This is a genomic window from Bacillus sp. FSL R5-0576, from assembly GCF_038004765.1.
Classification (GTDB): domain Bacteria; phylum Bacillota; class Bacilli; order Bacillales; family Bacillaceae; genus Bacillus; species Bacillus subtilis.
Window position 1 is genome coordinate 1876081 of record NZ_JBBORU010000001.1, and the last position, 12131, is coordinate 1888211.

Genomic DNA, 12131 nt, shown 5'->3' on the forward strand with positions numbered 1-12131 from the left:
TTCCCTCCAGTTCTCATAATAAGAGGATAAGAAAAAGTAGAAAAAAGCAGAAAAATGTCAATAAAAGAAATTATATGACTATATAATCCATATATGCACTATATTAACGGATATTTTTTAAAGTACAATAAAAAACATTAAATTTTTATAACATTTTTTTGAATATAGTATTATTTCTTTATTTTTCGTTTCTTTTTTTATCAAATTTCCGGATATAAAGTGATAAAAGTATTGTTTTACATAAGGTCTTATACACTACTTTTTAATCGAACTAATTTTCTTTTGTGCATCATTCTTCTAATTGTTGGAAGGTTCGACAAAGCGTTATTACAGACATAAAAAAACCTGTTTTCTCTTGGAAAACAGGTCTGCCGCTATTATTGATTTGCCAAAATGACAGCGATTTGATCCTCAATATCTTTTCCATCCTCTTCATCAATCAATCCATTTAGAAGAATAGAGAAAACAAGTTTTTTTCCGCTCTTTGTTTCTGCGTACCCCGATAGAGAGCTTACCGTACTGAGCGATCCGGTTTTTGCTCTTACTTTTCCTTGTGCAGGAGTGTCTTTCATGCGGTTTCTCAGCGTTCCGCCCACCATTCTGTCAGGATTGCCCGCAACAGGTAAAGAATTTAGATAAGCCGCGAACCAACTCTGATCCTGAATGTCATATAACAGCTGTGAAAGTTGATCTGAGGATACAGCATCAATATGTGAGATTCCTGATCCGTCCCTTAAGACGAGTGATTTAGAATCAACACCAAATTCCGGAAGCGTACTGTTTAACACTTCGAGCCCCTTTTCCCAGCTCCCTTCTCCTTTTTTTACTTTCCCCATCTCTTTTACGAGCACTTCGGCATGTCCGTTATTACTTAATTTCATGAACGGCACAAAAAGTTTCGATAAAGGCATTGAGCGATGAGAGAGCAGCACATCTGAAGAACTAGGTGCTTCACCCGTCTTGATGTTCCCTTTCACAGTAATTCCTTGTTTTTTTAGTGACTGCTTAAATAAATCTAAGGCATATCCGGCAGGCTCCCAGACAGAAATCCATTCCTTTGTCTTGTTTGCGTCAACCGGTACGCTCCCTTCAATTGTAATCGTGTTTGTTCCATGCTCTCTTTCGATTGTGAGGTCTTTATCTGAACCGGCAGCAGTCGTTTCAGCATCGTTCTTTATCGTTATATAATCGGTTTTCGGAGAGACAGACACGGCAGGCTCTTCCCCTTCTTTTTGATTTGGGGTGACTTCAACAATCACAGTGCCTGCATCATAGTCTTCGTTTGGAGACGCTGTTAGAGCGGAGATTGGCGCGCCATAATATGTGTATTCATCGCTCCAAGGCATATCAGGTGATAATCGCATGTCATCATGCCACGTATCATCACCGATCAGATTGCCTTTAATTACTTTTACGCCGGAATGTTTCAATTTCTCAGCCATTTTGTCAAAATCAGATGGTAAAAGTGTCGGATCGCCTTTCCCTTTCAAATAAAGGTTACCATTCAGCTTTTTCCCTTTCAGTGTTCCATCCGTCCGGACCTCGGTTGTAAAAGAATAGTTCTCGCCAAGGACAGAAAGTGCCGCGGCCGCTGTTAAAAGCTTTAGAGAAGAGGCAGGCCTCATTCGGGTGTCTCCTGAATGTTCATATAGAACAGCACCTGTTTCCGCAGAGCGAACGGTGATGCCGGCCATTGCGCCTTCGAGGGCAGGATGATCAGCTAAAATCTTATCGATCTGCCCGGAAAGTGCATCTTGTTTTTCAGCGGCAAGCGCAGCCTGATGCATATAAGGCACCGAAGCAACGACGAAAAGCAGTAAAACAGCAACATAAAGCTTTATGCTTTTTTTCATTAATTTCCCCGCCTCTCTGCGCTTCATCATTGGCTATTGATGATTCAGTTCAATGGTGATACTGCTTTTAGCTGTTGTTTCTTCTCCCGGCTCCAGCACTTGTAAACCAGTGAGTGACGAAGGTAAATCAAGATTCACTGCGTTTGTCACCCATGTGTAAGGTTCAGGGCATAAATACCCTTGTTTTCCGTCCGCATTGTATACAACCCAATGTTTAAACTGTTCATCTGCCTTATAAATAATGCTGATATGTGCATGCTGATGATAAATGACTGCCTGGTTTTCTCCGCCCCTCTTCTGATAAGAAGATAAAAAGACATCATCCAGCTGCTTGTGGCGCAAATCCATTCCTTCATGCAAAGCTTCTTTATTCGGTACATCCATCAGTTTCCCGGTCGGCAGCAGGCGTTCATCCAACTCCCATTGCTGATCTGCTGTCAGGGAGAATAACGAGCTTTCTGCCGGAAACACAAATGTAGTATGATAACCAATTCCCCAAGGAAACGCTTCCTTTCCTTTGTTCATGACCGTCGCATGTTTAAATAGAGTATTCCCCTTTACCGTGTATGTCATCCGAACGACGGCATGGTGAGGAAATTGCTTATACACATGGGGGAGCTCAGAAAGATCAATTTCTGTTTCAACAATCACTTCTTCATCAGTTTTCTTCGCGGTCACTACGTTCCACTTTTCATGGTAAAGAAACCCATGAAGATGGTTGTGTTTATCCTTCTCGTTGATATCAAAATGATACGTTCTGCCCCGGAAACTGAATGTACCGTCACTTATGCGGTTAGGCGGGAACAGGATTGGAATGCCATACAATGTTGGTGTGTCGTGAAAACTTTCTGCTGTTTCCGGTTCACGCAAAAGCTGAACTTTTGTTGTGTTGTCCACGAGAGAAATAACGTTGCTCCCCCACTCAGGGACAACAATCATTTCTAGATGTTCGTTGCCCGCTTTGATGGCCGGCGTTCCCAAATACGTGATTTTCTCAATAAAGTTTGCCATGTTTACTCAACCTCTCCTTGATTCATTGCTAGTATAAGAATTCAATGTACTGTACCATATTTCCTCCATTTTATATTTTCCCCTATCAAATAAAAAAACACCGTTCAAACTTATGAACGGTGTGATTCGAAGGCTATTGGATGAGACGTGTGATTTGTTTCTTTTTCCAGACGAATTGATAATACCCATAAATCAACAGCAAGCTGACGGCAAACGCAGCTGGATAACCAACCCAGACGCCGAGTATTTCAAGCTTTGTATAGTGAGAAAGGACGAAAGCGACAGGCACCTCTACTCCCCAGATTGCAAAAATACTGATGACGGTCGGCCATAAAACCGTTCCGCTTGCCCGCATCGTTGCAGAAATAATTTGGGCATTTCCAAACAGCAAATAGCTCCACAATGTAATCATCAAAAGACGGTGCGCAATGTAAAGCGTCTCTTGCTCGGTTAAAAATAACGATAAAATCTGATGTGAAAAAACATAGATCAGAATGATCAGTACGCCGCCAATGATATAATTCAGCCAAATCCCCACGCGAATGACCTGCTTTAAGCGGTCAAACTCGTTCGCTCCGATCGATTGCGCAGCGAAAATAGAAACCGCAATACCAAGGCTGACGGCCGGCATCTGTACATAGCTGGCCACCTGGTTGACCACTCCGTATGCAGCTGTTGCATTAGAGCCGTAATGATTGACGAATGAAATAACCGCTATCTCTGATAATGAGACAAGAATCATATTGATGCTTGCTGGAACCCCAAGACGCAGCAGGAGAACCAGCAGTTCCTTATCCATTTTCAAATAACGACGCACTGTTTTATCAAATTGCAGCGGGTGTTTTCGCTTTCGTAAATACACCATTAACACGAGAAAAGTCGCAATCGTGGAAATGACAGTTGCATATGCCGAGCCGTATATGCCCAGTTTCGGAAAACCAAACATGCCAAGGATTAAGACAGGCAAAAGCGCAATGTTGATAACCGTGCTCACAATCAGCGTATAAAACGGTGTCTTGGAATCTCCTGTTCCGCGCAAAAAGGTAGTATAAGCAAAATATAAAAACATAAATGGCATAGCATAAAATAAAATACGTGCATAGTTAGCGCTGACATGAATGACATTTTCAGGTGTTCCCATTAAACGAAGAATATCGAGGGTGAAAATACTGCCGATGACGGCTAACACAACGCCTAATAAAAATGTAAACGTGAGCGTCGTCCCGACAACAGCCTTTAGCCGTTCCTCATTTTTCGCTCCGTAAGCTTGTCCGATCAGAATCGAACTTCCTGAACCGATCCCAATCGTAAATGAGATTAAAAGAAAAAATAACGGGAAAAAGGATGATACAGCTGCCACTGCATCAACACCGAGCCATCTGCCTACAGCCATCATCCCGACTAGCTGGCCGACTGATTGCAGCACATTGCTCAGCAGAAGCGGCACTAAAAAGAGTGACATCGACCGCCAAACTGATGGTTTGCTTTTCTTTTGAGTTACAAGAGGTTCTTGTGATGTTTCCATATTAAAGGACTCCTTTATTTGAAATCGTTTTTAAACATGCCCTCATTTTTTGACAAAAACAGGATATGTAACATGTTATTATTCATCACTGCACATATGAAACCCTTCCCGATTCTTCTAATTTTACACATCTTTTTAGCTTATGAAGAATAAACTAGCAAGTAATGGCGTATTTTTTGTGAGTAAAAGAATAAAAAATAATTTATGCAAAAGTATTGTAATCTATCCGTAACTATTGTAACATTTGTAACATAAGAGAAAGAGATTTTGAAGGAGAGAGCGATAATGAAAAAATGTCTTCTATTTCTAACAACCATTGCACTTATTCTGTCATTAAGCACAAATGCATTTGCGAAAAATACATCAGGCGATTTATCACAAAAACAAGCATTACAGTTGGCATTATCCGCTAGAGAACATTTTTGGAACACCATGAGCGGCCACAATCCGAAGGTGAAAAAAGCAGTTTGCCCATCAGGCACATTCGAGTATCAAAATCTTCAATATGTATACATGTGCAGTGATCTAGGCACTAAAGCAAAAGCGGTGAATTACTTAACTCCTATTTTTACAAAAACAGCAATCGAAAAAGGCTTTAAAGATTATCATTTCACTGTTTCTAAAGGAAAACTTGCTGTTCCAATCGGTGACGGAGACAATCTTTTGAATTGGAAAAAATCAACTGCTAAACTGGTCTCTAAAAAAGGCGGCACAATCACATACGAATTTACCGTCCCTACATTAGACGGATCCCCTTCTGCAAAACGGAAAGTGACATTCGTGAAAGAAAATAAAAAATGGAAAGTCAATCAATTTGACGCAGTTATATAAGAAAAACGCCCGGTATAAGCGGGCGTTTTTTATTTGGTTTGCATAAAGAAAGACAACAGGCGAAAAGTGCCTGTTGTCTTTTTGTGAATATAACGCTCTAGGAGAGATTCGAACTCCCGACCTGCAGTTTAGGAAACTGCTGCACTATCCGCTGTGCTACTAGAGCTTTTGGTATTTATATAGTAGCTCTGATGATCAATATTTTCAAACGATTTGTATTAAAGCCCTCCAAAAACCTTATATGCGGCTCTTGTCGTATCTTCATCAATACCGATATACCGCATTGTAATTGATGGTGATGAATGATTCAGTATTCTCTGCAGCTCGGCGATGTCTTTCGTTCGCTGATAAAAATGATAGCCAAACGTTTTCCGGAGTGTATGCGTCCCTATCTCCTCAAGGCCGCACGCCGCAGCGGCCTCTCTTAAAATTCTGTAGGCCTGAATGCGGGAAATCGGCTTCCTGGTCCGCACTGATTTAAAAAGATATTCGTTTTCCTTCATGTCTTTCGTATACTCGTATATTTCCTGTTTCAGCGATTCTAAAATAAGAATCTTTCTTTTCTTTTTCGTTTTGCTTTCAGTCGCCCATAAATGATCTTTATTTTGAACGTCCTTCACTTGCAGCGGCAGAATATCAGAAATGCGGAGCGCGCTGTTGATGCCGAAAATAAACAGAAAATAATCCCGATTGTTTTTGTTAAGCAAATACTGTTTGACTTCTTGGATTTTCTCTAGACTGCGAATTGGCTGTACAATATGCATCAAAAAACTCCTTAAAAACCGTTATGTAACGTTTTGAGGTCTATGTTACTATTATAGCTGAAAAACGTTGAATGTCAAAGTGCGGCGGCATTTATGTAACATAATATACATAGTGTTACATAAGCTTTTAAAAAAGCTTCTTCAAACCTTCACCCTATAAAATAAGCTTTAAAGCCTCTTATAAAGCTTTTAACCTCTTGGATACTTATCCCCCTGCCAATCATAAAAAAACCTCTTAAAACGAAATCTGAAGCTCCCAATTTTCAGGAGCTTCCGCAAAAAAACATACAAAAAAAGACACAATTTCAAATTGTGTCCTAATCCTCATCCTTTACATCAATATCTTCCGGGATTGGTTCATTTAATATTTCCTGCACAAGTGCTTTGTAATTCTCCAGCTGTTCAAGATGCGTTTTGAACTGCTCCTTATAAATCAAAAATTGCTCCCCGTCATGAACGGCTCTGATTTTCCCTTCGAGCACCAAGCTTTTAATATAATCCTCTGAAAGATTTGTATATTCTGCTGTTTCTTCAATCGTTAAATACATATAGCAGTCCCTTCTTAATCCGTATGCTGATTCTAATATAGCACATGGCTCATATCAATATAATCAATTTTGCACAGAAAAACGGCTTTATGCACTATATAATATACCATTTGTCACTTGTGAAAACGCTGTAATTTTTTTACGCTAAGATTGTAACAATACAGCTTCATATAGGAGGGAGAACATGAAAAGAACGTGGAACGTCTGTTTAACAGCTCTGCTTAGTGTTCTGTTAGTCGCTGGAAGTGTCCCTTTTCACGCGGAAGCTAAAAAACCGCCCAAAAGCTACGATGAGTACAAACAAGTAGATGTTGGAAAAGACGGCATGGTTGCGACCGCACATCCTCTTGCTTCTGAAATCGGTGCTGATGTGCTGAAAAAAGGAGGAAATGCTATTGACGCAGCGGTTGCCATTCAATTTGCACTCAATGTAACAGAGCCGATGATGTCAGGTATTGGCGGCGGCGGTTTTATGATGGTGTATGACGGAAAAACGAAGGATACAACGATAATCGACAGCCGTGAGCGTGCTCCAGCAGGCGCAACTCCTGATATGTTTCTGGACGAAAACGGAAAAGCAATACCTTTCTCTGAACGTGTAACAAAAGGTACTGCCGTTGGTGTTCCAGGCACTCTGAAAGGGCTGGAAGAAGCCTTGGATAAATGGGGAACCCGTTCGATGAAGCAATTAATTACCCCTTCTATTAAACTCGCTGAAAAAGGCTTTCCGATTGATTCTGTGTTGGCAGATGCCATTTCTGATTATCAGGAAAAACTTTCACGGACTGCCGCAAAAGATGTATTTTTACCAAATGGCGAACCGCTTAAAGAAGGAGATACCCTTATTCAAAAGGATTTGGCTAAAACATTTAAGCTTATTCGCTCCAAAGGCACTAACGCTTTTTATAAAGGAAAATTCGCCAAGACGCTTTCTGACACTGTCCAGGATTTCGGCGGATCAATGACAGAAAAAGATTTAGAAAATTACGACATTACAATTGATGAACCGATTTGGGGAGACTATCAAGGCTATCAAATCGCTACTACTCCTCCTCCAAGCTCCGGCGGTATTTTCTTATTGCAAATGCTGAAAATCCTTGATGATTTTAACCTTTCACAATACGATGTCCGCTCATGGGAAAAATATCAGCTGCTTGCTGAAACGATGCATTTGTCTTATGCCGACCGTGCGTCTTACGCAGGTGATCCCGAATTTGTAAATGTTCCTCTCAAAGGCTTGCTTCACCCCGATTATATTAAAGAACGCCAGCAATTAATCAACCTAGATCAAGTGAATAAAAAACCGAAAGCCGGTGACCCTTGGAAATACCAAGAAGGATCAGCAAACTATAAACAAGTTGAACAGCCGAAAGACAAAGTAGAAGGCCAAACAACCCACTTTACAGTTGCTGACCGTTGGGGAAATGTTGTTTCCTATACAACAACAATCGAACAGCTGTTCGGAACGGGTATTATGGTCCCTGATTACGGTGTCATCCTAAACAATGAATTAACGGATTTTGATGCGATACCAGGCGGAGCTAACGAAGTACAGCCAAACAAACGGCCTTTAAGCAGCATGACCCCGACGATTTTATTTAAGGATGACAAGCCTGTCCTCACTGTTGGATCTCCTGGCGGGGCGACAATTATTTCATCCGTTTTGCAAACCATTCTCTACCACATTGAATATGGTATGGAATTAAAAGCAGCTGTTGAAGAGCCGAGAATTTACACAAACAGCATGAGCTCTTACCGTTACGAAGACGGAGTTCCTAAAGATGTCCTCAGTAAGCTAAACGGGATGGGCCACAAATTCGGCACAAGTCCGGTGGATATCGGAAACGTGCAAAGCATATCGATCGACCATGAAAACGGCACCTTTAAAGGTGTAGCTGATTCAAGCAGAAACGGCGCGGCGATCGGCATTAATTTAAAACGTAAATAAATAAAAAAACTGTACTCGCTTCAAATGAGTACAGTTTTTTTATACACATCTTTAAAATAAAAACTGACAAACGTCTTTATTCTGCTAATGCAGTGTATCAGACCAGAAATCCAACACGTCTATCTTCATCTTTTCATTTCGTTTATCTCATCAAGAAATGTCTGAAACGCACTCGTAATAAAAAAGTCTTTCCTGTGTATAAAGACGATCTCCAAGTCTTGATATGCTGGCGGCAGTTTATGAATCCATACATTTGTACGATGCTCGGAGCCGTCAACAGCGGACTTTGGGAGCAGCGCCGTACCCATCCCGGCGGAAACACCTTTTATAATGGCCTCCAATGTGCCAAACTCTATGATTTTTGGATTGTGTAGGCCTGCTTCCTCTAGTAATCTTTTGACCCTGTCACGATGAGAACAGCCAGCCCCAAAAAAGAGCATCGGCTGCTGAAGCATGTCTTCTGCCGTCTCTTCTCGTGATGAAATCAAAACTAATTCATCATGGGAAACATGGAGTTGTCTAACTGCAGCGTGTTCAACCGGCCCATATACAAAAGCGCCATCAACTTTATGATCAAGAACCTGTTGAATCAAATGATGCGTATCCGCTGTGTTCACTGATAAATCCACTTCAGGAAAACGCCTGAGGAAGGATGCTGCATGCTCAGGCAGATGCGTTACCGCCGTCGTTTCCAGTGATCCGATCCGCAAAGGCCCTTTTGGTTGCCTGCTCATTCGGGTCGATTTTTCAGCTTTGTCTAACAGCGATAATACTTGATCTGCATATTGTAGAAGATTTTCTCCTGCAGCAGTCAGCTTCATCCCCCGATTCGTTCAATGAAACAGCCTGATATTCAAATCTTCCTCAAGCTTATGTACTCTTGCTGTCACATTCGACTGAACATAATTCAGCATTTGGGCTGCTTTCGTTATGCTTCCTTCGCGGGCAACAGCCTGAAAAATCTTTAAATCTCCGCTTTCCACGCGCTCTCACCTGCTTGCTATGATGAAAAGTGATATTGGCTATCATATTTGTTCATTTTACTCGAAGAAAACCGCTATGTAAAATATGTAAAGATATGAAAATACAATTCAATGAGGAGGCAGACAGCATGAAAGCTGTAATTCACAACGGAAAAGCCGGCCTTCAGGGGTTATCAGTCGAGGACGTTTCATCAACAAAGCCTGGATACGGAGAGGTAAAGGTTAAATTAAAATCCGCGGGCCTGAATCATCGTGACTTGTTTCTTATGAAAAACAAATCGGAACAAGATCCTCACATGATACTGGGTTCTGACGGCGCGGGTATCATCGAAGAGATTGGTGAAGGCGTGAAAAATGTTACTGTTCAGACAGAAGTAGTCATTTTCCCGACATTGAACTGGGATTTAACAGAGAATGTACCACCTGTACCTGAGATTCTGGGAGGTCCTTCGGACGGAACACTTGCTGAATATGTGATCATTCCTTCACAAAATGCAATCAAAAAACCTGCTTATTTATCTTGGGAAGAAGCGGGCGTTTTACCTTTATCCGCTTTAACTGCATATCGGGCTCTGTTTACAAAGGGGCAATTAAAAAAAGGCGAGCATCTATTGATACCCGGCATCGGCAGCGGTGTGGCAACCTATGCTTTATTTATGGCTAAGGCGATTGGGGCAACAGTAAGCGTGACCTCCCGCAGTGAGGAGAAAAGAAAAAAGGCGCTGCAATTAGGTGCTGATTACGCATTTGACAGCTACAGCAATTGGGATGAGCAGTTGCAGGGAAAAAAGGCGGATGTTGTTCTTGACAGCATAGAACCTGCTCTCTTTTCGGAATACTTCCGCCATCTAAAACCAAATGGCCGTATTGTCAGCTTTGGGGCAAGCTCAGGGGATAATCTCAGTTTTCCGGTGCGTTCTCTATTCTTTCCTCAGGTCAATGTTTTGGGAACCTCGATGGGAAGCGGTGAGGAATTTCAAGCTATGCTCGCTTTCATTGACAAACATAAGCTGCGCCCTGTAATTGACCGGATATATCCTTTAGAAAAAGCATGTGAAGCATATAAAAGAATGCAGGAAGGCAGACAGTTTGGAAACATCGGGATCATAATGGAATAAAAAAAGAAACCGGCTGGCAACAAGACCGGTTTCTCTTATATGATAATCCCCTTTATTTACGGAAGAACTGAACTCCCCATCAAATATCGATCCACTTCACGCGCCACTTCACGGCCTTCATTAATCGCCCATACGATTAAGCTTTGGCCTCTTCTTGCATCCCCTGCGGCGAATACACCATCGATATTTGTTTGATAATCCCCATATGCTGCACTGATTTTGTTATTTACTGAATCAACACCGAACTGTTTCAACAGCGGCTGTTCTGTGCCTTCAAAGCCGATAGCGATAAAGACAAGCTGAGCAGGCCATACTTTTTCCGTTCCAGGCAGCTCGCGGAACTCGTATTTTCCATGCTCATTTTTCACTTTTTCCATTTGGATAGTATGAAGCTCTTTCAGCTTTCCGTTTTTATCCGCAACCATTTTTGTCGTTTGAATGGAGTATTCTCTCGGATCTCTTCCGAATTTTGCTTCTGCTTCCTCGTATGCATATTCAAGCGTAAAGACGTGTGGCTGTTCAGGCCACATATTGTCATTCGTGCGGGCTGGCGGAAGTTTCGGGTGTTTGCCGAATTGGTGCACGCTTTTGGCTTTTTGACGCAGAGCAGTAGCCACACAGTCAGCTCCTGTATCTCCGCCTCCGATTACGATGACATCCTTCCCTTTGGCATCAATGAATTGCTTGTCTTTAAAATTAGAATCTAAATAGCTTTTTGTTGCAAGTGTCAGGTAGTCCATCGCGTAATGGACTCCTTTTGAGTCGCGTCCTTCAATTAAGAGGTCCCGCTGTTTTTGAGCGCCTGTGCATAGGATCACAGCATCAAATTGCTCCTTTAGCTCATCAGCTGTAATGTCAACACCGATTTCTGTGTTCGTGACAAAATCAATTCCTTCTTGCGTCAGCAATTTAATTCGGCGTTCTACAATGCCCTTCTCAAGCTTCATGTTTGGAATGCCGTATGTTAAAAGGCCGCCCGCTCTGTCTGAGCGCTCAAAAACAGTGACGGAATGTCCCGCTTGATTCAGCTGGTCAGCACTCGCCAGTCCGGCTGGGCCCGACCCGACGATAGCCACTTTTTTGCCTGTTCGTTTTTTTGGAATTCTAGGTTGAATCCAACCGTTCTCAAATCCTTTATCGATAATGGTCCGCTCGATGTTTTTAATTGATACGGCCGGATCTGAAATCGCTAAAGTGCATGATCCTTCACAAGGAGCGGGACATACCCGCCCTGTGAATTCAGGAAAGTTGTTTGTTTTCAACAGACGTTCCAATGCTTCCTTCCATCTGCCCCGGTAGACAAGATCATTCCATTCAGGAATTAAGTTGTAAATCGGACAGCCGGATGTAAATCCGTTAATGTCCGCACCGATCTGGCAAAACGGTGTACCGCAATCCATGCACCGCGCCCCTTGCCGTTTCGATGCTTCTTCTGAAAAAGGAGCAGAATATTCTTTCCAATCCTTTAAGCGAGTGAGAGGGTCCCGCTCCGCAGGTTTTTCTCTTTTGATCTCCATAAATCCAGTTGGTTTCCCCATGTTCCTCTCCCC

Annotated in this window: 9 protein-coding genes, 1 tRNA gene and 1 pseudogene; 3 read left to right on the top strand and 8 right to left on the bottom strand. The window is 42.1% G+C overall.

What is annotated here, in order from left to right:
• Positions 1–377: 377 nt before the first annotated feature.
• The 3 genes from dacB to NX903_RS09295 all read right to left on the bottom strand — a co-directional run bounded on the left by dacB (position 378) and on the right by NX903_RS09295 (position 4389).
• Positions 378–1853, bottom strand: a complete 1476-nt coding sequence (gene dacB / locus NX903_RS09285) for a D-alanyl-D-alanine carboxypeptidase/D-alanyl-D-alanine endopeptidase (RefSeq protein ID WP_086343908.1) — start codon at positions 1851–1853, stop codon at positions 378–380.
• Between the two features lie 33 nt (positions 1854–1886).
• The gene (galM, locus tag NX903_RS09290; protein ID WP_086343909.1) at positions 1887–2864 is read right to left on the bottom strand and encodes an aldose 1-epimerase; all 978 of its coding nucleotides are present in this window, start codon (positions 2862–2864) and stop codon (positions 1887–1889) included.
• A gap of 133 nt (positions 2865–2997) precedes the next feature.
• Positions 2998–4389, bottom strand: a complete 1392-nt coding sequence (locus NX903_RS09295; protein ID WP_004399508.1) for an MATE family efflux transporter — start codon at positions 4387–4389, stop codon at positions 2998–3000.
• A 285-nt stretch (positions 4390–4674) separates the two neighbouring features.
• Here NX903_RS09295 and iseA point away from each other — a divergent pair, with 285 nt between their 5' ends.
• Complete coding sequence (iseA, locus tag NX903_RS09300; RefSeq protein ID WP_014479968.1) at positions 4675–5220, top strand: DL-endopeptidase inhibitor IseA; 546 nt, start codon at positions 4675–4677, stop codon at positions 5218–5220.
• Positions 5221–5313: 93 nt separating this feature from the next.
• On the opposite strand, the gene NX903_RS09305 is transcribed toward iseA, so the two are convergent.
• The 3 genes from NX903_RS09305 to NX903_RS09315 form a co-directional block, all read right to left on the bottom strand.
• Positions 5314–5386: transfer RNA gene (locus NX903_RS09305), tRNA-Arg, on the bottom strand.
• Between the two features lie 52 nt (positions 5387–5438).
• Positions 5439–5984 carry a site-specific integrase gene (locus tag NX903_RS09310; protein WP_086343910.1) on the bottom strand — a complete coding sequence of 182 codons (546 nt, stop codon included), beginning with the start codon at positions 5982–5984 and terminating at the stop codon, positions 5439–5441.
• A 317-nt stretch (positions 5985–6301) separates the two neighbouring features.
• A complete protein-coding gene (locus NX903_RS09315) occupies positions 6302–6532 on the bottom strand; it encodes an excisionase family DNA-binding protein (protein WP_003231472.1) in 231 nt (76 codons plus the stop codon).
• 184 nt (positions 6533–6716) lie between these two features.
• On the opposite strand from NX903_RS09315, the gene ggt reads away from it, so the two are divergent.
• Positions 6717–8480, top strand: coding sequence for a gamma-glutamyltransferase (gene ggt, locus NX903_RS09320; protein WP_024573328.1), 1764 nt, complete (start codon positions 6717–6719; stop codon positions 8478–8480).
• A gap of 125 nt (positions 8481–8605) precedes the next feature.
• Here the strand turns inward: ggt and yofA are convergent.
• Positions 8606–9463 (bottom strand): annotated as a pseudogene (gene yofA / locus NX903_RS09325) (LysR family transcriptional regulator YofA).
• Between the two features lie 128 nt (positions 9464–9591).
• Between yofA and NX903_RS09330 the strand changes: the two are divergent.
• Complete coding sequence (locus NX903_RS09330; protein WP_086343911.1) at positions 9592–10581, top strand: zinc-binding dehydrogenase; 990 nt, start codon at positions 9592–9594, stop codon at positions 10579–10581.
• A 56-nt stretch (positions 10582–10637) separates the two neighbouring features.
• Here the strand turns inward: NX903_RS09330 and gltD are convergent, their stop codons facing one another.
• Positions 10638–12119 carry a glutamate synthase small subunit gene (gene gltD / locus NX903_RS09335; protein ID WP_014479972.1) on the bottom strand — a complete coding sequence of 494 codons (1482 nt, stop codon included), beginning with the start codon at positions 12117–12119 and terminating at the stop codon, positions 10638–10640.
• Positions 12120–12131: the final 12 nt, after the last annotated feature.

Coding starts and splice junctions, on each gene's coding strand:
- dacB (WP_086343908.1), bottom strand. CDS start 1,853: ATGAAAAAAAGCATAAAGCTTTATGTTGCTGTTTTACTGCTTTTCGTC.
- galM (WP_086343909.1), bottom strand. CDS start 2,864: ATGGCAAACTTTATTGAGAAAATCACGTATTTGGGAACGCCGGCCATC.
- NX903_RS09295 (WP_004399508.1), bottom strand. CDS start 4,389: ATGGAAACATCACAAGAACCTCTTGTAACTCAAAAGAAAAGCAAACCA.
- iseA (WP_014479968.1), top strand. CDS start 4,675: ATGAAAAAATGTCTTCTATTTCTAACAACCATTGCACTTATTCTGTCA.
- NX903_RS09310 (WP_086343910.1), bottom strand. CDS start 5,984: ATGCATATTGTACAGCCAATTCGCAGTCTAGAGAAAATCCAAGAAGTC.
- NX903_RS09315 (WP_003231472.1), bottom strand. CDS start 6,532: ATGTATTTAACGATTGAAGAAACAGCAGAATATACAAATCTTTCAGAG.
- ggt (WP_024573328.1), top strand. CDS start 6,717: ATGAAAAGAACGTGGAACGTCTGTTTAACAGCTCTGCTTAGTGTTCTG.
- NX903_RS09330 (WP_086343911.1), top strand. CDS start 9,592: ATGAAAGCTGTAATTCACAACGGAAAAGCCGGCCTTCAGGGGTTATCA.
- gltD (WP_014479972.1), bottom strand. CDS start 12,119: ATGGGGAAACCAACTGGATTTATGGAGATCAAAAGAGAAAAACCTGCG.